This window comes from Ruegeria sp. BG3 (genome assembly GCF_056538485.1).
Map to the genome: position 1 here is coordinate 37,957 of NZ_JBQFTE010000003.1, position 23,854 is coordinate 61,810.

General features: G+C 59.8%; 20 protein-coding genes. 12 read left to right on the plus strand and 8 right to left on the minus strand.

Translation table 11 applies throughout. The features are described 5' to 3' along the window. Positions 1–59 precede the first annotated feature (59 nt). The 8 genes from ACR0AI_RS06215 to ACR0AI_RS06250 all read right to left on the minus strand — a co-directional run bounded on the left by ACR0AI_RS06215 (position 60) and on the right by ACR0AI_RS06250 (position 11,014). A complete protein-coding gene (locus ACR0AI_RS06215) occupies positions 60–2,102 on the minus strand; it encodes an oxidoreductase (RefSeq protein WP_480672455.1) in 2,043 nt (680 codons plus the stop codon). Between the two features lie 88 nt (positions 2,103–2,190). Continuing rightward, the gene (locus ACR0AI_RS06220) at positions 2,191–3,030 is read right to left on the minus strand and encodes an NAD-dependent epimerase/dehydratase family protein (protein WP_480672457.1); all 840 of its coding nucleotides are present in this window, start codon (positions 3,028–3,030) and stop codon (positions 2,191–2,193) included. After that, the gene (locus tag ACR0AI_RS06225; protein ID WP_480672459.1) at positions 3,027–4,241 is read right to left on the minus strand and encodes a pyridoxal phosphate-dependent aminotransferase; all 1,215 of its coding nucleotides are present in this window, start codon (positions 4,239–4,241) and stop codon (positions 3,027–3,029) included. The genes ACR0AI_RS06220 and ACR0AI_RS06225 overlap by 4 nt, the downstream gene beginning before the upstream one ends. After that, on the minus strand, positions 4,238–5,011 hold the full coding sequence (locus ACR0AI_RS06230; RefSeq protein WP_480672461.1) for an HpcH/HpaI aldolase family protein: 774 nt from the start codon (positions 5,009–5,011) through the stop codon (positions 4,238–4,240). The genes ACR0AI_RS06225 and ACR0AI_RS06230 overlap by 4 nt, the downstream gene beginning before the upstream one ends. Continuing rightward, positions 5,011–6,222 (minus strand): NAD(P)/FAD-dependent oxidoreductase, encoded by a 1,212-nt coding sequence (locus tag ACR0AI_RS06235; protein WP_480672463.1) that lies wholly within the window; start codon positions 6,220–6,222, stop codon positions 5,011–5,013. The genes ACR0AI_RS06230 and ACR0AI_RS06235 overlap by 1 nt, the downstream gene beginning before the upstream one ends. Beyond that, on the minus strand, positions 6,219–7,928 hold the full coding sequence (locus ACR0AI_RS06240; RefSeq protein ID WP_480672465.1) for a hydantoinase B/oxoprolinase family protein: 1,710 nt from the start codon (positions 7,926–7,928) through the stop codon (positions 6,219–6,221). Before ACR0AI_RS06240 ends, ACR0AI_RS06235 begins: the two co-directional genes overlap by 4 nt. Then, entirely contained in the window at positions 7,928–10,012 is a 2,085-nt protein-coding gene (locus ACR0AI_RS06245) for a hydantoinase/oxoprolinase family protein (protein WP_480672467.1), read from the minus strand. Before ACR0AI_RS06245 ends, ACR0AI_RS06240 begins: the two co-directional genes overlap by 1 nt. Before the next feature lie 99 nt (positions 10,013–10,111). After that, on the minus strand, positions 10,112–11,014 hold the full coding sequence (locus ACR0AI_RS06250) for a LysR family transcriptional regulator (protein WP_480672469.1): 903 nt from the start codon (positions 11,012–11,014) through the stop codon (positions 10,112–10,114). A 165-nt stretch (positions 11,015–11,179) separates the two neighbouring features. Here ACR0AI_RS06250 and ACR0AI_RS06255 point away from each other — a divergent pair, with 165 nt between their 5' ends. From ACR0AI_RS06255 to glnT, 12 genes are all read left to right on the plus strand, one after another. Further along, positions 11,180–11,938, plus strand: a complete 759-nt coding sequence (locus tag ACR0AI_RS06255) for an NAD(P)-binding domain-containing protein (RefSeq protein ID WP_480672471.1) — start codon at positions 11,180–11,182, stop codon at positions 11,936–11,938. A gap of 182 nt (positions 11,939–12,120) precedes the next feature. Beyond that, positions 12,121–13,155, plus strand: a complete 1,035-nt coding sequence (locus tag ACR0AI_RS06260) for a hydroxymethylglutaryl-CoA reductase (RefSeq protein WP_480672473.1) — start codon at positions 12,121–12,123, stop codon at positions 13,153–13,155. Then, complete coding sequence (gene fni / locus ACR0AI_RS06265; RefSeq protein WP_480672475.1) at positions 13,152–14,222, plus strand: type 2 isopentenyl-diphosphate Delta-isomerase; 1,071 nt, start codon at positions 13,152–13,154, stop codon at positions 14,220–14,222. Before ACR0AI_RS06260 ends, fni begins: the two co-directional genes overlap by 4 nt. Beyond that, positions 14,216–15,382, plus strand: coding sequence for a hydroxymethylglutaryl-CoA synthase (locus ACR0AI_RS06270; RefSeq protein WP_480672477.1), 1,167 nt, complete (start codon positions 14,216–14,218; stop codon positions 15,380–15,382). Before fni ends, ACR0AI_RS06270 begins: the two co-directional genes overlap by 7 nt. Then, a complete protein-coding gene (locus tag ACR0AI_RS06275) occupies positions 15,366–16,496 on the plus strand; it encodes a mevalonate kinase family protein (RefSeq protein WP_480672479.1) in 1,131 nt (376 codons plus the stop codon). Before ACR0AI_RS06270 ends, ACR0AI_RS06275 begins: the two co-directional genes overlap by 17 nt. After that, the gene (locus ACR0AI_RS06280) at positions 16,493–17,395 is read left to right on the plus strand and encodes a mevalonate kinase family protein (protein ID WP_480672481.1); all 903 of its coding nucleotides are present in this window, start codon (positions 16,493–16,495) and stop codon (positions 17,393–17,395) included. The genes ACR0AI_RS06275 and ACR0AI_RS06280 overlap by 4 nt, the downstream gene beginning before the upstream one ends. Continuing rightward, complete coding sequence (gene mvaD, locus ACR0AI_RS06285; protein WP_480672483.1) at positions 17,388–18,392, plus strand: diphosphomevalonate decarboxylase; 1,005 nt, start codon at positions 17,388–17,390, stop codon at positions 18,390–18,392. The genes ACR0AI_RS06280 and mvaD overlap by 8 nt, the downstream gene beginning before the upstream one ends. A 257-nt stretch (positions 18,393–18,649) precedes the next feature. Further along, positions 18,650–19,276, plus strand: a complete 627-nt coding sequence (locus ACR0AI_RS06290; protein WP_170639778.1) for a helix-turn-helix domain-containing protein — start codon at positions 18,650–18,652, stop codon at positions 19,274–19,276. Positions 19,277–19,482: 206 nt separating this feature from the next. After that, positions 19,483–20,406: a class II glutamine amidotransferase gene (locus ACR0AI_RS06295; RefSeq protein ID WP_480672485.1), complete on the plus strand. Its 924-nt coding sequence runs from the start codon at positions 19,483–19,485 to the stop codon at positions 20,404–20,406. Between the two features lies 1 nt (position 20,407). Then, complete coding sequence (locus tag ACR0AI_RS06300; RefSeq protein WP_480672487.1) at positions 20,408–21,091, plus strand: protein GlxC; 684 nt, start codon at positions 20,408–20,410, stop codon at positions 21,089–21,091. 20 nt (positions 21,092–21,111) lie between these two features. Continuing rightward, positions 21,112–22,440: an FMN-binding glutamate synthase family protein gene (locus tag ACR0AI_RS06305; RefSeq protein ID WP_480672868.1), complete on the plus strand. Its 1,329-nt coding sequence runs from the start codon at positions 21,112–21,114 to the stop codon at positions 22,438–22,440. An 80-nt stretch (positions 22,441–22,520) separates the two neighbouring features. Then, positions 22,521–23,849, plus strand: coding sequence for a type III glutamate--ammonia ligase (gene glnT, locus ACR0AI_RS06310; RefSeq protein ID WP_480672489.1), 1,329 nt, complete (start codon positions 22,521–22,523; stop codon positions 23,847–23,849). Positions 23,850–23,854 lie beyond the last annotated feature (5 nt).

A 23,854-nucleotide genomic window follows, 5' to 3' on the forward strand; every position in this document is an offset into this window, starting at 1 on the left:
TGTGAAAGAAGCATGCTCGAAGATCGACTGTTTACGTCATTGGTCCAGAAAGCCCCCTGTCAAAGGTCTTTCAACAGACGAAGGGCATCGTAAATCGCCGCGTGCGTGTTGCGCGCGGCGACGGCGTCTCCGATGCGGAACAGCTGGAACCGGCCCTCGGGGTTGGCAACACGGTTTTGCGGCTGGCCGGTGATCAGCGCCTCGTGGTCGACCTGTCCCAGATTCGACGACAGGGGCTTGAGGTCGAAATACAGATCGGCATTCGGCAATGTGCCATAGTTTAGAATGATCTGGTCATAGGGCCGGTCCTGCACTTTCGCGCTGTAATCCGATCCAATCTCGGCGATCAGGCGGTTTCCATCCCGCCGCACGCCTTTAAGGCGGCGCGCCACGGTTACGGTCACGTCCTTGTCTTGCAGGTTGGTCAGATACGGCGTGAGGTTCAGCCCCATCACATCGGGGGCAAAGCTGCGGTCAGGGGTCATGATTTCGACCTGCGCGGTGTCTGCCGCAATATCGGCGGCCTGCAGCCCAGCGTGATCGCCAGCCTCGTCAAAGATCAACACATCGCCCGAGGCTTTCACGTCACCCGACAGAATGTCCCACGAGGTGATGACATGGGGCAGATCCTCCATCCGCTCATACAGCCGCATCTGAGGCAGCCCGCCGGTCGCCACGATGACCAGATCCGGGTTCAGCGCGGTGACGTCCTCGGCCTCGGCCCAGGTGTTGAAGTGAAAACTCACATCCCGCGCGGCGCATTGAGCCATGCGCCAGTCGATAATCCCGATCATCTCGCGCCGCCTTTGGGACTGCGCGGTCAGACGTATCTGCCCACCGGGGTCCGAGGCGGCCTCGAACACCGTCACGTCATGACCGCGGGCGGCAGCAACCCGCGCGGCCTCCAGCCCGCCGGGGCCAGTGCCGATGACCACAACCTTGCGCGGGGTCTCGGCCACGGGGATCAGATGCGGCATCGTCAGCTCGCGCCCGGTTGCGGCATTGTGGATGCACAGCGCCTCGCCACCTTCGTAAATACGATCGAGGCAGTAGGTGGCACCGACGCAGGGCCGGATATCATCCTCGCGCCCTTCAATGATCTTTTGCACCAGATGCGGGTCGGCCATATGGGCGCGCGTCATGCCCACCATGTCCAGACGTCCTTCGGCCACGGCGTGGCGGGCGGTGGCAACATCCGGAATGCGGGCGGCGTGGAAGGTGGGCAGGCCGATCTCGGCCCGCATCCGGCCCGCGAAATCCAGGTGCGGCGCAGAGGGCGACCCCTGCAGCGGGATCACTTTTGACAGTGCGGCATCACTGTCAATCCGACCGCGCGTCACGTTGAGGAAATCGACCAGCCCTTCATCCCTGAGAAGACGCGCGATGCGGAAACCTTCTTCCTCACTCACGCCGCCAGGGGTGGTTTCGTCCATCGAGAACCGAACGCCCAGAAGGAACTCATCACCCACCTTTTCGCGCATGCGGGCCAGAACCTCTCGCGCGAAACGCGTGCGGCTTTCCAGCGTTTGCGGACCAAATGGCCCCTCAAGTTCGTTCGTTAGTGGTGACCAGAACTGGTCGGGCAGGTGGCCGTAGCACTCGATTTCCAGTCCATCCATGCCGCCTGCCTTCATGCGTTCGGCCGCATCGGCATATTCCTGAATGACCCGCGCGATGTCCCAATCCTCCATGAGTTTGGGATTGTAGCGATGCGCGGTTTCGTGATGATGCGTCGGTGCGACCGAGGGCAGCCAATCCCCTTTGCTCCAACCGGTACGGCGGCCCAGATGGGTCAGCTGGATCATCACTGCGCAGCCGTGATCGTGTAGCTCGTCCGTGAGGTTTTTGATCCAAGGCACCACCTCGTCACGATAAGCCAAAACGTTGTTGAACGCCGGAGGGCTGTCTTTAGACACACAGGCCGATCCGGCCGTCATCGCCAGCGCAACACCGGCCTTGGCGCGTTCCGCATGATATGCGCGGTAGCGATCCTTGGGCATACCGTCTTCGGGATAGGCGGGTTCATGACTTGTGGTCATGATCCGGTTGCGCAGGGTGAGGTGTTTCAACTGGTATGGGTGCAGAAGTGGATCGTTGCTCATTGCGATGCTCCCACGGCAACTGGTGTATTCAGAGAAAAAGGACCGGTTCGATTAGGACATAAAGAGACTTGGAAGACGGCACTAATGGTTACTCCTTCGCCGTATCGTCTGCGTTCAGGTTCAGATGCGCCATACCACTGCTGCCCAGATCAACGGCTGCAAATGGGCCACCGTGGTGGATGTTGGCGGGATCAAGTGGGTCAAGCGGGCCGTCTTTGGCAAAGATCTCATCGGCGAATTGCTCGGCATTGTCCCTGGGCCGGAAACCCAGATGCCGCGCCTTGGAGTTGTCGACGGGCGCGCGGTCATTGTCGGACACGCCATAGACGATGCTTAAACCGGTGACCGGGGTCTTGATCGCCTGTTCCACCATATGGATCAGATCATCATAGCTGAGCCACGTTCCCACCGCGCGACTGTTCGTGACCTGCGCGCAGGACAGAATGCGCAGGCAAACAGCCTCGAGCCCGCGCTTGTCCCAGTAAAGCGATGCGAGGTCTTCGGCGAAGCATTTGGCAAGCCCATAGAACGTGTCTGGTCTGTGTGGCGCGTCGATGCTGATGAAATCGGTCTTTTTGTGCATGCCGACTGCATGGATCGACGAGGCATAGACCACCCGCCGCAGGTTGTTGCGATGGGCGGCCTCCCACACGGTATAGGCGCCGTAGAAATTCGGGCCCCACAGCACATCCATCGGGGCCTCATCCGCGATGGCGCCGAAATGAACCACCATATCCGCGCCTTCCAGCAGCTCTGTCATGGCTGCAAGATCGGCAAGGTCGGCCTTCACGTAGCTTTCGTTCTGCGCGAGCTTGGGCACGCTGTCGGCGATGTCCGAGGAGACCAGTTCGTCGCATAGTTTCGACAGCGGTCCACGCAAGTATGATCCAAGCCGCCCCGCTGCGCCGGTGAGGACTAGTTTCTTCATGGGCGAACTCCTTTCAGATTGGCAACGGCATCGGAGATGCGGTTCAGGGCCGTGTTCAGAACGTCTTCGGACGCGGCAGTCGAGATGCGGAAAAAGGGCGACAGCTCGTAGGCGCTGCCCGGAACAGCCGCCACACCAGCCGCGCTGAGAAGATAGGCGGTCACATCTGCATCCGAGGTCAGGGTTGCGCCGTCGGGCGTCGTGGCCCCGATCAGGCCATCGCAGCCGATCAGACCGTAGAACGCTCCGCCCGGCGGGTCGAGCGTCAGGCCGGGAATGTCGCGGATGCGTTCGACCACAAGGTCGCGACGAGCCTCGAACGCGGCACAGAAACGGCGCACCTCATCCTGCGGTCCGTTCAAAGCAGCCGCCGCTGCGGCCTGTGCGATCGAGCAAGCGCCTGAGGAAATCTGGCTTTGTACCTTGGTCATTGCTGCGATCAGCTCTTTCGGGCCTGCGCCATAGCCGATGCGCCACCCGGTCATTGCATAGGCCTTGGAGACCCCGTTTACCGTCAGCGTTCGATCTTTTAGCGTCGGGCACAGGGCGGCGAAAGACCGGAAGACGCGATTGTCGAACAGAATGTGTTCGTAGATCTCATCAGACAGGATCAGGATACGGTCGTATTGTTCCAGTACCGCGCATAGGGCCGCAATCTCAGCGTCCGAATAGACTGCGCCCGAGGGGTTCGACGGTTGGTTCAGCAGCAGCCAGCGAGTTTTGGGTGTGATCGCGTCGGCCAGCCTGTCGGGGGTCAGGCGGAAACCGTCCTCAGTCGGGCATTCGATGGTCACAGGCGTACCGCCGAGGATCAGCACAATGTCCTTGTACTGCCCAAAGTAAGGCGCGCAGAGGACAACTTCGTCGCCCGGCTCCAGCGTCGCCATGAAGGCGTTGAACAGCACCTGCTTGGCCCCGTTCGACACGATAACTTCATCGGGGGCGTAAGTCAGATCGTTCTCGCGCTGCAACTTTTCGACAACAGCCTGCCGCATGGTCAGGGTGCCGTTCGTGGGTGGGTATTTGGTCTCGCCCGCCAGAGCAGCCTGATGCGCGGCTTCCTTGATGTGGTCGGGTGTGTCGAAATCGGGCTCTCCGAGGCCCAGATCAATGACATCCTCACCCCGCGTGCGGGCCTCTTTCGCGGCCTGGCTGACCCAAGCCGAGGCCGAGGGTTTCACGGATGCAAGGCGCGAGGCGGCAAAGCTCATTTCAGGTGATCTTTCGTCTGGGCCAGAGTCGCGTCTGCCGCGCGCGCCAGAAGGCCGGTATCAATGGCATTGGCAACGAAGGTGAACCCTTCATTCAACAGCTCGGCCGCAAAGGCCGGGTCGGTGACCAGGGTGCCAACGGGAACCCCGCGTGCGATCAGTTTCTGCGCGGCTTTTCTGATCTCGGACCAGACCTCGGGATGCATGGTATTGCCGACATGCCCAAGATCGGCGGCGATATCCGCCGGACCGAAGAAGATGCCGCTGACACCATCGACAGTGCCGATGGCTTCGACCTGTTCCAAGGCGGCGCGGGATTCCACTTGCAGCAGAACCGTCAGCTCGTCTTCGCAGCGCGTCACATAGTCCTTGATCCGCCCAAAACCCGTTGCGCGGCTTGCGCCTGCCATCCCACGAACCCCGCGCGGGGGATAGCGCGTGGCCGCGACCGCGCGTTCTGCTTCTTCCACGGATTGGATCATTGGAAACAGAAGCCCCGGTGCGCCGAGGTCAAGCAGGCGTTTGACCACCACCGCGTCATTCCATTCGACGCGGACAAGTGCGGTGGTCTGATACGCCTCAAAGGCCTGCAGCTGCGACAACACGCTGTGATAGTCGTTCGCGCTGTGCTCCATGTCGATCAGCGCCCAGTCATAGCCTGCTGTGGCTATGACTTCGGCTGCAGTGTTACTGCACAGGCTGACCCACACACCAACTTGTATGTCGCCATTTGCGATTGCATGGGTGAAACGGTTGGGTGTTAGCTCCATCAGATCACTGCCTTTTCGATGATTGGTTGTCCTGCCGGGATACGTTCGTAGTTGAAGGGCGTCAGATCAAGCGCGCGGTATTCGCCATAGGTCAGCCACTCGGCCGTGCCACGCCCCATCGCCGGAGATTGCTGCAACCCGTGGCCCGAGAAACCGTTCAGGAAGATGAAGTTCGACAGCTCGGTATGCGGACCCATGATTGCATTGTGATCGAAGGTGTTCATCGCATAGTGACCTGCCCATTCGCTTTGAAGCTTGATTGCTTCAAATTGCGGGATACGGGTGGCGAGGACGGGCCAGACGTGGTTTTCCCAGAAGGCGTGGTCCATGTTGAAATCATCGAAATCCACCGCCGGGTCGATGTCGGAATGCCCACCGCATTGATACGTGCCGCCTCCGACCTCGCGCACATGAACGCCCGAAGGGTCAATGGTCAGCGGAAGGTCGCGGTCCAGTGGCTGTTCGGCCTTGAAAATCCAGGAATAGCGTTTGCGAGGTTCAACCGGCACGTCTATCCCAGCCATCTGCGCGGTTCTGGCCGCCCGAGGGCCGGATGCGTTGACCACCTGTCCGCACGCAATAACTTCGCCCGAGGCGAGTGTGACGCTTTTGACCTTGGTGCCTGAGGCGTTTCGGGTGATCTCGACGACTTCGTTCTGGATCCATTCGACTCCACGCTCGCGGCTTTGCCGCCGCCACCAGTGATCGAGGGCCGCGCCGTCGAAATAGCCTTCGTCAACCAGATTGATCGAGCCCAGAACGATGTCATCGACATTGTAGAACGGATAGGCCGCCTTGATCTCATCCGCGTTCATCAGCTGCGTTGCCGCACCTGCCGCCAACTGCACCTTCTGGTTCTCGCGCAGCACGTCGGCAAAGCCTTCGTTGTCGGCCAGATACATGTAGCCAAAGGAATGGATCGAAAGCTCCGGTACCCGGTCGTCTCCGCCCATATAGCCGCGCAGTTTCTTCACGAAGTCGGCGGCAAACTGGCTGATCTGCACGTTCAGCTCGGCTGAGAATTGCTGCCGGATACAGGAATTCGTATGCCCGGTCGAACATGAGGCGAAGGTCATGTCGCGTTCGATCACCAGAACCGAGCCATTGAAATCGGTATTGTCCGACAGGAACCAAGCGGTCGAGGCCCCCATGATCGCACCGCCTATGATCACCACGTCATAGCTTTGCCGGGCCGGGCTTTGGTTGCTCATTCGTATTCTCCTTTTGCAACGGCACGGTGGATCTGAGAGATCTCGGATGCCGTCAAGCCATAGTCGCGCGATGCTGTTTCGTCTGAAATATAGCCGAGCGCCAGATCACGCTTCACCATCCGTTTTGACCGTTCCGACGGGTCACCGTAGCCAGCACCGCCGGGGAACGCCATCACGACTTTGCGCCCGTGTGGTACAAACTGTTTACCTTTGACCCGCATGTCGGATCCGTCGTCCTGGGCAATGGTTGTTGGTGCCCCATTTCCTCCGCCACGGCGACCGCGCGCAGGGTGCTGGCTGCGGTCGAACATGGCCTGAATGTCGAACTCGTGCCCCTCTTGCGCGCCGACCTCCATATACTGACCCAGCCCGCCGCGCGTTTTCCCGGCACCTCCGCTGTCGGGTCGCAGTTCTTTGCGCCAGATGATGACGGGGCCTGCGTGTTCGGTGGCTTCAATCGGCATGGTCATGACGCCCGAAGGGAAGGCGGTGGCGTTCATCCCATCATGTTCCGGCCGCGCGCCGGACCCGCCCGAGTTGAAGGTCAGCACTTCGGACCGGCGGGCGCCTTTAGGGGCCGGAGCATCGGTCCGGGGGCGCAGGCTAACCTGAAAGTTGCACAGACAGCCCGCACCTTCGGCGGGGACAAGGCCGGGAACAATCTTGTCGAACGCGTCATAGACCGCATCGGGCACGAAATGGCCCACGATATGGCGCAGCGCGACCGGAGCCGGGTGCAGTGCATTCACGATGGTGTTCTCAGGTGCGGTGACCTCAAACGGGGCCAATGATGCCGCGTTATTAGGGATCTCGGGCGCAATCGCGACCTTGAGCGCGTAGCAGGCATAGGCCTTGGTATAGACCAGCGGGCAATTGATCCCCTTCTTGTCCACCCCCGAAGTGCCGGAGAAATCGGTCACGATCCTGTCGCCTTCGACGCTGATCCTGACCTTCAACGTGATCGGAGTATCAAACCCGTCCATCGTCATTTCACCCTCAGCGGTTTTCTGAGGTAGGGCAGCGATACGCTCCAGCGTCGCTCGGCGGGAGTTGTCGAGGATGAACGCGGCGATCCCATCGAGGGTTTCGAGGTCGAACTCCTCCATCATGTCGATCAGGCGGCGATGGCCGATCTCGTTACAGGTGGTCAGAGCGTAGATGTCTCCGATAAGCTGATCCGGCTCGCGCACATTGCCGCGAATGAGGCGCACCAGCGTTTCATCCACATCGCCACGGTCGGCAAACTTCATGATCGGGATGTACAGCCCTTCCTCATAGACGCTTTGAGCATCCGCCCCGAAGCCGCGCCCGCCGATATCCACGATATGCGCGGTACAGGCAAAGAACCCGACCAATGCGCCCTTGCGAAAGGATGGGGTGACCATAGTGATGTCATGTAGGTGGCCTGTACCCTCCCACGGGTCATTGGTGATGTAGACGTCGCCTTCATGCATGTTCTGCCGGCCAATTCGGCGAATGAAATGTGCAACCGCATCTGCCATCGCGTTCACATGGCCCGGCGTACCGGTCACAGCCTGCGCCAGCATGTTCCCGTGCGTGTCGTAGACCCCCGCCGACAGGTCCCCGGCCTCGCGGACCGAGGTTGAGAACGCCGTCCGAACCAACGCCTGCGCCTGTTCCTCAACAACCGAGATCAGACGGTTCCACATGACCTGATAGGTGACTTTGGACTGCTCGTTGCTCATCACGCGGCTCCTTTTGTCACAACGTCGATACAGCCATCGGGCTGGCGGATGGCGTCCCGACTGGCGGGGACAACGATGGTTGTTTCATCCTCGGTTACGATTGCGGGCCCTTGGGCGCGCTGCCCCGTCTGCATGCTTGCGCGGTCGACAGTATCAGCGTCTAGATAGCGACCGGATGCAGCGTCAAAGACCTGTCGCGTGCCGTCGGACATGGCCGGGCCTGTTGCGCCCGTGACGGCAATCGGCGCGACCTCTTCGGGCGGGGTGCTTGCGTTTACGGACCAGACGGTGATCTCGATATCCATGCCCGCGACCGGGCGGCCAAAAAGCTTGGTATAGCCTTCCTCGAACCGGGCCTGATAGGCGGCCGCGTCGGGGTTCATCGCCTGATCTTCGGTCAGCTCGATCGGGATTTCCCAGCCCTGACCGGAATAGCGCATATAGGCTTTGAAATCGGTCCGGATCGGGCTGGTCGCATCGCAGGTTCGCACAAAGCCCGTTGTTTCGTCCCTCAGATCGGACAAGAGCTGCCTGATCCGTCCCGCGTCGAAATCGCTGAGCTTCATATAGACCGAGCGGTTGGCCTCGAAACTGAAAGGCGCGCGCAGGAAGCCGATGGCCGAGCCGACCCCGGCCCCCGGCGGGACCAGCAGGCGTTCGACCCCAAGCTTTTCGCAAAGACGCCCAGCGTGCAGAGGGGCCGCGCCCCCAAAAGCGATCATGGTGTATTCGCTCAGGTCCTCGCCATTCTCGACGGCGTGAACACGTGCGGCGTTGGCCATGTTTTCGTCCACCACCTCAGCCACGCCAAAGGCGGATTCAATCGGGTCCATGTCCAGCGTACTGCCAACGTACTCGGTCAGCGCGGATCTGGAGTCGTCCGGGTGCAAAACGATCGAGCCACCGGCGAAATTGCTCGGGTCCAGCTTGCCGAGAACCAGATCAGCGTCCGTCACACCGGGGCGCGTGCCACCGCGTCCGTAGCAGGCCGGGCCGGGCTCGGACCCCGCGCTTTCCGGACCCACGCGGATCTGGCGCATCCCGTCCACATGAGCCAGGCTGCCGCCGCCCGCGCCGATCTCTACCATGTCGATCACCGGGATCGAAATCGGCATGCCCGAGCCTTTCTTGAACCGATAGGTCCGCGCGACCTCAAACACGCGGCTGGTTTTGGGGGTCTGGTTCTTGATCAGGCAGATCTTGGCCGTGGTGCCACCCATGTCAAAGCTTAGCACTTTGTCCAACCCGTAGCGTGCCGCGATATGGGCCGCGAAAACCGCACCTCCAGCGGGGCCGCTTTCGACCAGCCGCACCGGGAAATCGGCCGCATTCTGGATTGAGATGATGCCGCCACCCGAATGCATCAGGAAGATCCGGCATTTGACGCCTTGCGCGCGCAATTGATCCTCGAGCCTGCCCAGGTATGAGGCCATCAGTGGCTTGATATAGGCGTTGGCAACCACCGTGTTGAACCGTTCATACTCGCGCATCTGAGGCGAAACCTCGGACGAGATCGAGACCGAAACGTCAGGCAGTTTCTCGGCCAGAACCTCACGCACCAGATGCTCATGGGCCGGGTTGAGGTAGGAGTGGATCAACCCTACCGCCACCGATTCAAACCCAGCTTGCGCAATCTTGTCCACCACCGCTTCGACATCGGCGCGGGTCAGATCGACCAGAACCTCGCCGCGCGCATCGACGCGGCCGGGAACGGTAAAGCGCATGTGGCGTGGCAGCAGCGGGTCAGGCAGTTTGAGGTTCAGGTCGTACTGCTCAAACCGGCTTTCGGTGCGCATTTCGATCACATCGCGGAACCCTTCCGTTGTGATCAGCGCCGTTTTCGCCCCCCGGCGTTCGATCAGAGCGTTGGTCGCAAGCGTGGTGCCGTGGATGATCTGGTCAATCTGACCCGGAGTGATCCCGGCCTTAGCGCAAACCTGCTGCATCCCGTCGATGATTGCGTTTTCCGGTGCGGCATAGGTTGTCAGCACTTTGGTTGAAAACGTCTGTCCATCCTTTTCCAGAACGACATCGGTAAAGGTGCCGCCGATATCAACGCCCAATCGGATAGAGTGTGAGGTCATGCCCGTGCCCGTTTGAAAGAGTACCCATCAAACGCGACTAAAACCCAGCTCGGGACGAAAAATCAAATTGCTTTAATTTCTACTCCTGATCAAATTTATTTATCGTTCGTGTGGCCTGAGCTGCGCGGCGATTTCCGCCGCATGTTCCACAAAACGTGCGGCCCGCGCCCGGTCGTAGCGGGCGAAAAACCGCAGCGGTTCGGCTGTCCAGTCGGAGTCGAGTTCCAACAACGCACCTGAGACGATCTCGCGCTGGACCAGAGGGCGCGGCAGCAACGCGATCCCGAGACCCTCTGAGACCATCGGAACGCAGGCTGACAAAGCGTTCGAATGCACGATTTTCTGCGCGTCTAGCCCGCGGTCCTGCGCCATCGCGTGCAAGCTGTGCCCTGCAATTGTGTGGCGAGCATGGGTCAGAACGGAGAATGCAAAAAACCGGTCGACGCTGCGCCCGTCGGGTAAGGCTGAGGCGAGTGTCGCGTTGGCCACCCACACATAGTCTTCGCCGGTCAGTTCCCTTGTCCCGTCCAAGTCTGTTTTGAACGGGCCGTTCTGCACCGCAAGATCAAGCTGCCCCTCCAGCAGCTTTTCATCGATCGTGCCGGACAGGTCCACCACAAGCTCGACGCTCAGATTGGGATAGTGTCGTTTGAGGCTCCGCAGAAAGTCCTGCAGCCATGTGCAGGCGACCAATTCGGTGACGCCAAGACGCAACCGCTCCTGAATCAGATCTTGTCGGTCGGCCTCTTCCAGCAAAGCTTCGGTCGCGCGGAGAACCGTTCTGGTTTTTTCCAACAGCGCCTCTCCCTTCGCTGTCAGACGCACGGAGCCTGCATCGCGATACAATAGCTTTGTGCCCAACGCCTCTTCCAGCGTGGCGATGCGTGACGAGATATTGGGCTGTGTCGTCGCAAGCGCGTTGGCCGCGGCGCGGAAGGTTCCCATATCGACTACGAAGGTGAAGGCTTCGAGCTGTTTGAGAGTGATTTGGTTCTTTATCATTCAAGCTTTTGAGCATCAGGGAAACTGATCGTCAATCGTTCAGGGCAAGAACCCGTCCGTTCCGTCCGTTTGATGTCTGGTCGGTGGAGAATTGGTTTGCGTGCGGTGGCGAATAGAGCGATCAACGGGGCGACTCGACCACTTGCCGGAAAACAGGAGGCAAACATGAGGCTTGGCTATCTTGGGTTTGGAACCATTGCGCGGGCCTGCGCCGAAGGTTTGGTCAGCGATGGGTATGACATTGTTATCAGCGAAAGAAGCCGGGCCAACTCATCCGAGCTGTCGGCTCGCTTCGACAATGTGACCGTGGCTAACAATCAGGGTGTCTTGGATGCCAGTGACGTGGTCTTTGTCGGATCGACCGCCGAACAGGCCGAGGCGATGCTGTCAGAGCTGCAGTTTCGCGAAGGCCAGCGGGTGATCTCGTTCATGGTTGGTATCTCGCCGCAACAAGTTCAGGCCCTCGTTGCACCGGCCACGTTCGAGACGCTGATGATCCCGTTCCCGTCCATTGCCTCGGGCGGATCTCCGGTTCTGGTCTTTCCTGCGTCGCCAACGATTGAGGCCCTCTATGGTGGTTCGAACACCGTTATCACCATGAAGTCCGAGAGTGATTTCAACGAGTTTCTGGCCGCTCAGGCCCTGCTATCGGTTGTAGCGAAATCGCTGGCTGTCGGGATTGACTGGCTGGGCCGCAAAACCGGCAGTGCCCGTGAGGCTGAGAAATTCCTGCGTCTGTTGATCGGAGGGTCGATCATGGCCGCGCCGATGGAGACCGAGAACGCGATGGCCGATCTTGTCGAATCCCTAAACACGCCGGGCGGGCTGAACCAGCAATTGCGAGAGTACATGGCCGATCGCAACACCTATGACGATTTGGTCCAAGGGATCGAGGTCCTGTCGTCCCGCCTGTCCGAGGGCTGATTGTAGCTACTGTAAGCGAGCGCGACGACATCATGTCGCCGATGCGGGATGAGTTTACCCGTTGGGATTGCCGCGATGGCCGTTATGTTTGGCTTTCGCGGTTTGACATTGGCCCTTTGGTCTGGTGATACCCCTCATCGGATCAGATGCTTTTGTCGACCGAAACTGAAAAGGGTAACCAGGTGCGCGCCAAATCTACGTTCGTGACCCCGCTTCCAACCCAATGGGTCGGGCCGATTCTGTTCAGGGGGGATCTGGTGTCCGGTGAGGTCAGCGTCCCACTGGCGACATTCGAGACGCCCTTATGGCCCTCCACCGCGCGCGGTGCGGGTGTTTCAAGGCACGCAGGCGGCATTCAGGTCACCCTGGTTGATGAGCGGATGACGCGCTCCATCGCCGTGCGTGCGCAGGACGCGGCCTCGGCGCATCAAGCCTGGCAACGGATCGAGGCGCAGACGGACAAGGTGGCTGAGATCATCTACTCGACCAGCCGCTTTGCCCGCCTGATCAAGCTGAATCGCCAGATCGCTGGGAACTTGCTGTTTATTCGTATTGAGTGTTCCACCGGGGATGCCTCGGGTCACAATATGGTGACCAAGGCGGCCGAGGCGGTGCTGAATTGGGTCTTGGATGACCAGCCGCATTTGGCCTACGCGTCGATCTCGGGCAACTTGTGTACCGACAAAAAGGCATCCGCTGCGAACGGGCTTTTGGGGCGGGGCAAATACGTCATTGCCGAAGTGGAAATTCCGGGTCGACTGCTGCGGCGCATGTTGCGCACCACGCCCGAGCAGATAGTCACGCTCAATCTCGAAAAGAACCTGATTGGCGGCAATCTTGCGGGATCTCTGCGCAGCGCCAATGCGCATTTCGCAAACATTCTGCTGGCCTTCTATCTGGCAACGGGACAGGACGCCGCGAATATCATTGAGGGCAGCCAAGGTATCGTTCATTGCGAGGCGCGCGGTGAAGACCTGTATTTCTCATGCACCTTGCCGAACCTGATCGTCGGTTCGGTCGGGGCGGGAAAAGGCAATGAACAGGTCGAAGAAAGCCTGCGCGTGATGGGGTGCAAAGAGGAACGCGAGGCGGGTGAAAACGCCCGTCGGCTGGCTGGCATCTGTGCCGGTGCTGTGCTGTGCGGTGAGCTGTCTTTGATGGCCGCGCAAACCAATCCCGGAGAGCTGGTGCGCACCCATATGGAACTGGAACGATGACCAAGCCCAAACCAGCCGACCGCAGTGTGGCCGGGCGAAAGCTGGACCATCTGCGCGCCGTTCTGGAGGACCCCGATGTCGAACGCGGGCGCAGCGGGTTTGACGCGATCTCTTTGACCCATCGCGCCCTGCCTGAGCTGGATCTGGATGCGGTCGACACCGGTGCCCAATTCCTAGGCAAGCCGCTCAGCTTTCCGCTGCTGATTTCGTCGATGACGGGCGGAACCGGGGACGAGATCGCAAGGATCAATCGCAACCTTGCTGAGGCGGCCGAGGCGACCGGGGTGGCGATGTCCGTCGGCTCGCAGCGTGTGTTATTCGCGGATCCTACCTCGAGGGGTAGTTTTCAACTGCGTGATGCCGCGCCAAGAATACCGTTGATCGGCAATATCGGCGCTGTGCAGTTGAACGCAGGGCTAGATACAGACCACTGCCTTCAGGCCGTTCAGGCGCTTGAAGCCGACGGGCTGTATCTGCACCTCAATCCGTTGCAAGAGGCCGTGCAGGTCGAAGGGGATCGCGACTTTTCCAACCTGTCTGGCAAGATCTCTGATCTCGTTTCGAACATGCCGGTGCCCGTGCTGATCAAAGAGGTTGGTGCCGGGCTGTCCGGCCCTGATGTCGAGCTGGCCTATGACGCCGGTATACGCCATTTCGACGTGGCTGGTCGTGGGGGTACGTCCTGGAGCAGGATCGAATATCACCGCCGTGCGGACGAGAAGGACGATCTGGGGTTGGTTTTTCAGGATTGGGGCCTGACGACGGTCGAAAGTCTGCTTGAAACTCGGGACGTCTTGGTCAAAAAGACCGATCCAACAACACTCATCGCCAGCGGCGGTTTACGAGACGGTGTGGACATGGCCAAATCTATCATTCTGGGCGCAGATCTGTGCGGAATGGCCGCGCCGTTTTTGGCCGCAGCGCAGGAGTCCCGCGAGCAGGTCATCCGGCAAATCGAAAAGTTACGTCGCGAATTTCAGACGGCGATGTTTCTTTTGGGCTGCGCCGATGTATCTCAGCTGAAGGCAAATGTCTCACTGATCCGATCAAGGTCAAAGTTTTGGTAATCTCTACTGGTATCAGCGCGATGAGCTTTTTTACGCCTCATCGCTATATTTCGCTGGACACTCTGGCCCAGCATCACGGCATCGATCCTGCCAAGTTCTCACGCGGGATCGGACAGGAAAAGATCGCCATGCCGGGGCATGACGAAGACGTTGTGACCATGGCCGCCGAGGCCGCGAAGCCGATCATTGATCAATTCGGAGCAGACGGGATCGACACCATCCTGTTTGCGACGGAAACAGGGATCGACCAGTCGAAATCGGCGGGTATCTATGTGCAGCGGCTTCTGGGGCTGCCTACGAACCTGCGCAATGTGGAACTGAAGCAGGCCTGCTATTCTGCCACCGCCGCCCTGCAAATGGCCTGTGCCCATGTGGCACGCAAGCCGGATCGAAAAGTGCTCGTGATCGCCTCGGATATCGCGCGCTATGATTTGGACAGCTCGGGGGAGGCGACGCAAGGGGCCTCAGCCGTTGCGATGCTGGTCACGGCTGACCCGACGCTGTTGGAGATCGGAACAGTCTCGGGCCTGTTTACCGAAGACATCATGGATTTCTGGCGCCCCAACCACCGGCGCACACCCTTGGTTGACGGTAAATACTCGGCGCTGCGCTATCTCGGGGCGCTGGTGGAGTCCTGGCGTGACTATCAGGCAAATGGCGGCTTGCCGTACGATGGGTTTGCGCAGTTCTGCTATCATCTGCCATTCTCGCGTATGGGCGAGAAGGCGCATCTGCGTCTGGCGAAAGAGGCAAAAGCCGAGGCCAATATGCAGGCCGCCCTGCCGGGGATGATCTACAACCGTCAGGTCGGGAACAGCTATACCGCGTCGATGTACCTTTCGATCCTGTCCACGCTGGAGAACAGTGAAAGCGATCTGACGGGTAAGTCCTTAGGGCTGTTTTCCTATGGGTCCGGCGCATCGGGCGAGTTCTTTGACGCCAAGGTGGTTGAAGGCTACCAAGACCATCTGTTTGCCCCTCGCCACCGGAAAATTCTGGAGGACCGGACCGCCGTCTCATATGATGAATATGTTGCCCTCTGGCACGCGAGGAATGGCGAGGACGGGACAGATACGCCCATGCCCGACGAGGCTAAAGGGCGCTACAGACTGGCAAGCATTGACGACAACAAGCGCATCTACGTTGACCGCACCGCATGAAAAAGTCTGGGCCCACGCGCCCGGAAAGCTGATCCTGTCCGGGGAGCATTCGGTTCTGTACGGCATGCCCGCGCTGGCAATGGCCGTGGCCCGCTATACCGAAGTGTCGTTTCAGCCTCTAGGTTTGGGTGAAGGCTTGAAGACCGCGTTCGAGAACCTGTCTTCGGGCGAATACTACCCTCTGAAATTGTTGTCTCAGTTCAAATCGTCACTGGATCAACGCTTTGATAAATTCGCGCGCGGTGAGTTGGATGTCCACAAGATCCTCACACGTCCCGATGATCTGGCGGTCTATACTCTGGCCTCACTGTTACATGACAACCTCGCAACGCCCGGGTCCACGATCCCCGGCATTGGTGCGATGAACAGCAAACTGGCGCCCGGACAGCTGGCCAGTCGGTCAGAGCTGCCGATTGGTGCGGGTATGGGCTCGTCTGCGGCCATCGTCGCGGCAACAACGGTGTTGTTTGAAAACCTGTTGGAGCGGCCCAAAACGCTTGAAGAAAGATATGAACGGGTCCGGTTTTGCGAGCGTCTCAAACATGGGCGCGCGGGGCCTATTGATGCCGCGTCAGTCGTCCGAGGTGGCCTTGTTCGTGCAGGCGAAACCGGTATCGCGGCGCCGGAATTATCTACGGATCATGGTTTGCTGACGGGTAAGGGGTGGTATTGGATCCAGCACGGCCGGCCCGAAAGCAGCACAGGCGAATGTGTTAGTGCGGTTAAAGCCGAACACGCGCAGAACGACGCTCTCTGGCAGCGCTTTGGCGATTGTACGACCGCTTTTTTGACTGCGATTGCCTCGGGGAATGACCCGGACGATGCGATTTCCGAAAACCAGCGATTGCTGGAGATGATCGGTGTCGTGCCTGACCTCTGCCAAGCGTTCATAAGAGAGATCGAAGGCATTGGCGGCGCGGCCAAAATCTGCGGTGCGGGGTCTGTGCGCGGTGATTCCGGTGGGGTGGTTCTGGTGCATATGGAGGACCACGGCAAAATGGCCGATTTCATGTCGGACTATCCTCAGATGCAATGGTCCGCGTTGCGTCTGGCCTCGACAGGTGCAGCGTTGGGCAAGGCCCCTGGAGACAGCACAGACGGGGCCAACTCGTGATACGGGCCAGCGCACCGGGATCGGTCATGATGACCGGAGAACATGCAGTCGTTTATGGCTCTAGAGCCATCGTGGCCGCCATTGAACAAAGACTAACGGTGACGCTGCGACGACGTACCGATCAATTGGTGCGTCTTTCCTCTGACATTGCCGAAACGCAAACGGTAGACTTGGATCAGGTTCAAGCTGCAGGGCCCTACAAGTTTGTCCTTGCTGCAATCGCAATGCACAGGGATGCGATTGACGCAGGGATGGATATCTCGATCTCGTCGGAGATTGACCCGACGCTTGGGATGGGGTCGTCCGCCGCCGTGACCATCGTCGCTCTGGGGGTCGTTCTGACCGTCACGGGTCAGCCGCTGCACGGTATTCACTCCAAGGCCTACCAGATCATTCAGGACATTCAGGGCCGCGGCAGTGGCGCCGATTTGGCCGCCAGTTTGCAAGGCGGTATGTTGGCCTATCGCGCCCCGCCAAATCCAGAGATGGTGGCACTGCCTCACCCTCCGACGATCAGCCTGCGATACTGCGGCTACAAGACCCCCACTTCGGTTGTCTTGCAAAAGGTTGCGGAGCGGATGATCGGAAGAGAAGCCAAGTTCAAATCACTCTATGCGGATATGGGCGGCTTGGCCGATCACGCCATCAGCGCCGCGAAGGACTGCGATTGGGGGGCGTTTGCAGACGCCCTGACACGCTATCAAACCCGGATGGAGAATTTGGGTGTGAGCGACGAAACTTTGGAGCGGATCATCAATTCGGCCCGACAGGCCGAAGGTGTCATGGCGGCCAAGATATCAGGCTCCGGCTTGGGCGATTGCGTTCTGGCCCTAGGAGCGCCGCCTGACGGGTTCACTCCGGTGAAACTGGCCAGCGAAGGACTGATCATACATGACTGACGCCGTTCAGACCCTCATTGACCAAGCGATGCGAGACGCGGACGAGGCTCGAAGCTTCAGCGCCTATGCCCCAAGCAACATCGCGTTGTCGAAATACTGGGGCAAACGGGACAGAGCGTTGAATCTGCCGCTCAACAGTTCCTTGTCGATCTCGTTGGCGGAGTGGGGGTCCCACACAACTGTCGAGCCATCCCAGAGCGGGTCGGATCAGGTCTTGCTGGACGGTCAGCCTCTGCCGCCGACCTCGGAGTTCGCGTGCAAGGCGCTTGCGTTTGCGGATTTGTTTCGCGGCGGCCGCGATGTTCCGCTGATGATCTCGACCAGAAACACAATCCCGACGGCGGCCGGGCTGGCATCTTCCGCCTCAGGCTTTGCTGCGTTGACCCGCGCGCTATGCGGCAGTTTCGGGTTGGACCTGCAAACACAGGACATGAGTCTGATCGCCCGATTGGGCAGTGGTAGCGCAACCCGTTCGCTCTGGCACGGCTTTGTGCGCTGGAACAAGGGCGAGCGCGATGACGGCGGCGATAGCCACGGCGTGCCGCTTGACCTTGTATGGCCGGATTTCCGCATTGCGATCGTCGAGGTGGACACAGGCCCGAAACTGCACTCGTCCCGCGATGGAATGAACCACACGGTCGATACCAGCCCTCTATTTTCCAGCTGGCCCGAGATGGCCGAGCGGGACTGCAAGACCATCGAGCAAGCGGTCATTGAGAGAGACTTTGAAACCCTGGGCCAAACGGCCGAGGCGAATGCGTTGGCCATGCACGCGACCATGCAAGCCGCGCGTCCCGCGCTGACCTACCTTTCACATCAAAGCTGGGTGATCCTGCATCGTTTGTGGCAGGCCCGCAAAGATGGACTTGCCGCCTATGCGACGATGGATGCGGGGGCAAATATCAAACTGGTTTTCCTGAAAGAAGCCGAGGCAGATGTTCTTAAGGCATTTCCTGGCGCCCGCGTGATCTCCCCGTTCGATTGGCTAAACGCATAGAAGCCACGACACAAGATTGAGCGGTCGCCGCTGCCGAACGTGTCACGTTTTTGGAGGTGACTGCGCGCGATCCAATGCACGCTCATCAGGCGTTGGAGGTTGGCAATGCCCTCAACTCTTCCTGCCCTTTGGCGGGCAATAGACTTTCGCCAAAGGCTTCGCTATCCAACTTGCAGGCTCAGCGCCTTGCCGAACAGGCTCAAACACTTGTAGCAAGGGCAGTGGATATGACGGCCAACCCAAACGACAGAGCCTCTATGATGAAACTCACGCAGGATCCTCATTCGATCCGGTCTGGTGACCGGGAAAAGGTTCTGGAAGTGGCCATCGGTCGCGAGGTTCGGGCCTTTCGCAAGCAACAGAACACAACTGTTGCCGAGCTGGCGCAGGTAACCGGCCTTTCGATCGGGATGTTATCCAAGATCGAAAACGGAAACACGTCGCCTTCGCTGACCACGCTGCAACTGCTGGCCGATGCGCTGTCAGTTCCGCTGACCAGCTTTTTTCGCCGGTTTGAAGAGCGTCGCGACGCTGTCCACACCAAGGCCGGTGAAGGCGTCGAGTTAGAGCGCGAAGGCACACGGGCGCATCACCAATACAACCTTCTCGGCCATCTAGGCGCCAATGGTTCGGGCGTGATTGTTGAGCCTTATCTGATCACTCTGACCGCGGAGTCGGATGTTTTTCCAACATTTCAGCATGGCGGGATTGAAACGATCTATATGCTGGAGGGTGAGGTGGACTATCGCCATGGTGATCAGGTTTATCCGTTGAAACCCGGTGATACTCTGTTCTTCGACGCGGATGCGCCGCATGGACCGGAGCGACTGGTCAGCCTGCCGGCACGGTATCTGTCGGTGATAAGCTACCCTCAGACAAGCTGATCCGCCTTTTGTCAGAGTGCTGATAATCAATTGGCTAGGCCTACAGCTATGTTGGCCGGGCTCTCTTGCCGTGGCTTGTAAGGGAGCGCTCAGAAATTGGGCAAAATTTGCCTGTAAGGAAAAAACATTTCCTATAGTTATTGAGGACCCGATGTTTTGTTGCTAGCGTAGACGCGCAACGAAACACGCAAGGAGAGCTGTCTGCCATGTGCGGAATTGTCGGACTATTCCTTAAAGACCAGTCACTGTCGCCCAAGCTGGGTGAGATGCTGACGGATATGCTGATCACCATGACCGACCGTGGACCAGACAGCGCTGGTATCGCGATCTATGGCGAACCATCTCAGGGCACTACAAAAGTCACCGTTCAGTCTGCAAACCCCGAACAGGACTTCGCCGGTCTGGCGGATGAGCTGGGTCAACGCCTGAACACGTCCGTGACCCAGACGATCAACGACACACATGCGGTGCTGGATATCCCCGGCGATCAGTTCGAGGCCGCGCGCGCTGCGCTTGCCGAAATCCGCCCCTCGGTCCGGATCATGAGCCGCGGAGAAAGCCTTGAGATCTACAAGGAGGTCGGTCTGCCCAAAGATGTTGCCGCTCGTTTTGAGCTGAGCGGCATGACCGGAACGCATGGGATCGGCCACACGCGAATGGCCACTGAATCAGCGGTGACCACGATGGGTGCGCACCCGTTCAACACCGGGGATGATCAGTGTCTGGTGCACAACGGATCGCTGTCCAATCATAACTCATTGCGGCGCAAGCTGCGCCGTGAGGGCGTGCACATCCAAACCGAGAACGACACCGAGGTCGGCGCCGCCTATCTGACGTGGAAAATGATGAATGGCGCGTCTCTGGGCGAGGCGCTGGAAAGCAGCCTTGAGGATCTGGACGGGTTCTTCACCTTTGTCGTTGGCACCAAGGACGGGTTCGGCGTTGTCCGTGACCCGATAGCCTGCAAACCGGCGGTCATGGCGGAAACCGATCAATATGTGGCCTTCGGCAGCGAATACCGCGCCTTGGTGAACCTGCCCGGCATTGAAGATGCCCGCGTGTGGGAGCCGGAGCCGGCGACGGTCTACTTCTGGTCCCACACAGACACTCCCAACAAAAGGGCCGCGTAAGATGCAGACCTATGATCTTGAGGCCGACGGCCTGCGCGGGTTGAACGCCGCCCTGCAGGACCAGAGCAAAGAGACCAACCAGACCAACTGGCAGGTGGTGAACCCCAAGGGCAGCCACGCCATCGCGGTCGGGCTGGACGCGCCGATCGAGGTGACGGTGAAGGGCTCGACCGGCTACTACTGTGCGGGCATGAACCAACAGGCCACTGTGCGGGTCGAAGGCTCGGTGGGGCCGGGCGTGGCCGAGAACATGATGTCGGGTCAGGTGATCGTCGACGGCGATGCCAGCCAGTACGCTGGGGCCACGGGTCATGGTGGATTGTTGGTGATCAAGGGCAATGCCAGCTCGCGCTGCGGGATCTCGATGAAGGGGATCGACATCGTGGTGCATGGCAATATCGGCCATATGTCGGCCTTCATGGCGCAGGCGGGTAATCTGGTGGTCTGCGGCGATGCGGGCGATGCGCTGGGGGATTCCCTCTACGAGGCGCGTCTGTTCGTGCGCGGCTCGGTCAAGAGCCTTGGCGCGGACTGTGTCGAGAAAGAGATGCGCCCCGAACATCTTGAGATCCTGAAGGACCTGCTGGACCGCGCAGGCAGCGACGCCAAACCGGAAGAGTTCAAACGCTATGGCTCGGCGCGTAAGCTGTATAACTTCGACGTCGATAACTCGGCCGCTTACTAAGGATGAAGGGTATGAAAGATATGGACGATCAGACCCCGCGCACCGTGCCGATCCAGTCGGCGAACTTTTCCAACCCGATCAACGCCGAGATACGCCGCGCGGCGGCCACCGGTATCTACGACATCCGAGGCGGTGGGGCCAAACGCAAGGTGCCGCATTTCGATGACCTGCTGTTTCTGGGGGCGAGCGTTAGCCGCTATCCGCTGGAGGGGTATCGCGAGCGCTGTGACACCTCGGTGACGCTGGGCACGCGTTTTGCCAAGAACCCGATCCAGCTGGATATCCCGATCACCATCGCAGGGATGAGCTTTGGTGCGCTCTCCGGCCCCGCGAAAGAGGCCTTGGGCCGCGGCGCATCAGCGGCGGGTACTTCGACCACGACTGGCGATGGCGGCATGACGCCTGAAGAACGCGGTCATTCCAGCAAACTTGTCTATCAGTATCTGCCCTCGCGCTATGGCATGAACCCCAACGACCTGCGCAAGGCTGACGCGATCGAGATCGTGGTGGGGCAGGGGGCCAAACCCGGCGGAGGCGGCATGCTTCTGGGTCAGAAGATCAGCGACCGCGTGGCCGAAATGCGGACCTTGCCCAAGGGGATCGACCAGCGCTCGGCCTGCCGACATCCGGACTGGACCGGGCCGGATGATCTTGAGATCAAGATCCTCGAACTGCGTGAAATCACCAACTGGCAGGTGCCAATCTACGTCAAGGTCGGCGCGACGCGGCCTTACTATGACACCGCACTGGCGGTAAAAGCCGGAGCCGATGTGGTTGTCATGGACGGCATGCAGGGCGGCACGGCGGCCACACAGGATGTGTTCATCGAACATGTGGGCATTCCGACGCTGGCCTGTATCCGACCCGCAGTGCAGGCGTTGCAGGATCTGGGTGTGCATCGCGAGGTGCAGCTGGTGATCTCGGGCGGCATTCGCACCGGGGCGGATGTGGCCAAGGCGATGGCACTCGGCGCGGATGCGGTGGCAATTGGCACGGCGGCTCTGGTTGCGCTTGGCGATAACGACCCGAAATGGGAAGCTGAGTATCAGAAGCTGGGCACCACAACCGGGGCCTATGACGACTGGCACGAGGGGAAAGACCCCGCGGGTATCACCACTCAGGACCCCGAGCTTGCCGCGCGTCTTGACCCGGTCGATGCCGGGCGACGGCTGCGCAACTACCTGAAGGTCATGACGCTTGAGGCGCAGACCATCGCGCGGGCCTGCGGCCACAATCACTTGCACAATCTCGAACCCGAGGACTTGTGTGCCCTGACGATGGAGGCGGCTGCGATGGCAAAAGTGCCCCTGGCAGGCACCGACTGGTATCCGGGCAAGGCCGGGTTCTGATCTGACATTCGAAAGGCGCGGCCCACGGGGCTGCGCCTTTCTTCTATTGGGATTGATAAACAGGGAAAGGAAGGCCGACCATGACGACAGATCTGGCAGCTTTCGCCAAGGAAAAAGGCGTCAAATATTTCATGATTTCGTTCACCGACCTGTTCGGTGGACAGCGGGCCAAATTGGTTCCTGCACAAGCCATTGCCGACATGCAGGAAGAGGGCGCCGGTTTTGCCGGCTTCGCCACGTGGCTGGATATGACCCCCGCGCATCCCGACATGCTGGCCGTACCGGACCCGTCCTCGGTGATCCAGCTGCCCTGGAAGCCCGAGGTCGCCTGGGTCGCAGGCAATTGTGTGATGGAGGGGCAGGATGTGGCCCAGGCCCCACGCAACGTGCTACGCCGCCTGATCGACGAAGCCGCCGAGATGGGCCTGCATGTCAAAACCGGCATCGAGGCCGAATTCTTCCTGCTGACCCCCGATGGCGAACAGATCAGCGATCCGTTCGATACCGCCGAAAAGCCCTGTTATGACCAGCAGGCCGTGATGCGCCGCTATGACGTGGTGCGCGAGATATGCGATTACATGTTGGAACTAGGTTGGGGCCCGTATCAGAACGATCACGAGGACGCCAATGGCCAGTTCGAGATGAACTGGGAATTCGATGATGTTCTCAGAACTGCCGACAAGCATTCCTTCTTCAAGTTCATGACCAAATCCGTGGCCGAGAAGCACGGGCTGCGCGCGACTTTTATGCCCAAGCCGGTCGAGGGCCTGACGGGCAATGGCTGCCATGCCCATATCTCGGTCTGGGACGCGCCGGGCGCGGATGCGAAGACCAATGTTTTTGCTGGCGAAGGCGACGGCCCGACCGGAGAGGTTGGTCTGGGCGAGCAGGGCAAATACTTCCTCGGCGGCATCATGAAACATGCCAGCGCGCTGGCGGCGATCACCAACCCGACGGTGAACAGCTACAAGCGTATCAACGCACCGCGCACCATGTCAGGGGCCACATGGGCGCCCAACACCGTTACATGGACCGGTAACAACCGCACCCATATGGTGCGCGTCCCCGGCCCGGGTCGGTTCGAACTGCGCCTGCCCGATGGGGCGGCGAACCCATATCTGCTGCAGGCGGTGATCATCGCCGCCGGATTGTCGGGCATTCGCAACAAGGCAGATCCGGGGCCGCGCTATGACATCGACATGTATGCCGAAGGTCACACGGTCACCGACGCGCCCAAATTGCCGCTGAACATGCTCGACGGCCTGCGCGAATATGACAAGGACGCCGAACTGAAAGAGATGATGGGGCAGGAGTTCTCCAGCGCTTTCCTGAAGATGAAGCATCAGGAGTGGAACTCGTTTGTGTCACACTTCTCGAACTGGGAAAAACAGCATACTCTCGATATCTGAGAGCG

Coding starts and splice junctions, on each gene's coding strand:
- ACR0AI_RS06220 (WP_480672457.1), bottom strand. CDS start 3,030: ATGAAGAAACTAGTCCTCACCGGCGCAGCGGGGCGGCTTGGATCATAC.
- mvaD (WP_480672483.1), top strand. CDS start 17,388: ATGACTGACGCCGTTCAGACCCTCATTGACCAAGCGATGCGAGACGCG.
- ACR0AI_RS06240 (WP_480672465.1), bottom strand. CDS start 7,928: ATGAGCAACGAGCAGTCCAAAGTCACCTATCAGGTCATGTGGAACCGT.
- ACR0AI_RS06230 (WP_480672461.1), bottom strand. CDS start 5,011: ATGGAGCTAACACCCAACCGTTTCACCCATGCAATCGCAAATGGCGAC.
- ACR0AI_RS06225 (WP_480672459.1), bottom strand. CDS start 4,241: ATGAGCTTTGCCGCCTCGCGCCTTGCATCCGTGAAACCCTCGGCCTCG.
- glnT (WP_480672489.1), top strand. CDS start 22,521: ATGACGACAGATCTGGCAGCTTTCGCCAAGGAAAAAGGCGTCAAATAT.
- ACR0AI_RS06250 (WP_480672469.1), bottom strand. CDS start 11,014: ATGATAAAGAACCAAATCACTCTCAAACAGCTCGAAGCCTTCACCTTC.
- ACR0AI_RS06215 (WP_480672455.1), bottom strand. CDS start 2,102: ATGAGCAACGATCCACTTCTGCACCCATACCAGTTGAAACACCTCACC.
- ACR0AI_RS06290 (WP_170639778.1), top strand. CDS start 18,650: ATGATGAAACTCACGCAGGATCCTCATTCGATCCGGTCTGGTGACCGG.
- ACR0AI_RS06255 (WP_480672471.1), top strand. CDS start 11,180: ATGAGGCTTGGCTATCTTGGGTTTGGAACCATTGCGCGGGCCTGCGCC.
- ACR0AI_RS06300 (WP_480672487.1), top strand. CDS start 20,408: ATGCAGACCTATGATCTTGAGGCCGACGGCCTGCGCGGGTTGAACGCC.
- ACR0AI_RS06235 (WP_480672463.1), bottom strand. CDS start 6,222: ATGAGCAACCAAAGCCCGGCCCGGCAAAGCTATGACGTGGTGATCATA.
- ACR0AI_RS06305 (WP_480672868.1), top strand. CDS start 21,112: ATGGACGATCAGACCCCGCGCACCGTGCCGATCCAGTCGGCGAACTTT.
- ACR0AI_RS06245 (WP_480672467.1), bottom strand. CDS start 10,012: ATGACCTCACACTCTATCCGATTGGGCGTTGATATCGGCGGCACCTTT.
- fni (WP_480672475.1), top strand. CDS start 13,152: ATGACCAAGCCCAAACCAGCCGACCGCAGTGTGGCCGGGCGAAAGCTG.
- ACR0AI_RS06295 (WP_480672485.1), top strand. CDS start 19,483: ATGTGCGGAATTGTCGGACTATTCCTTAAAGACCAGTCACTGTCGCCC.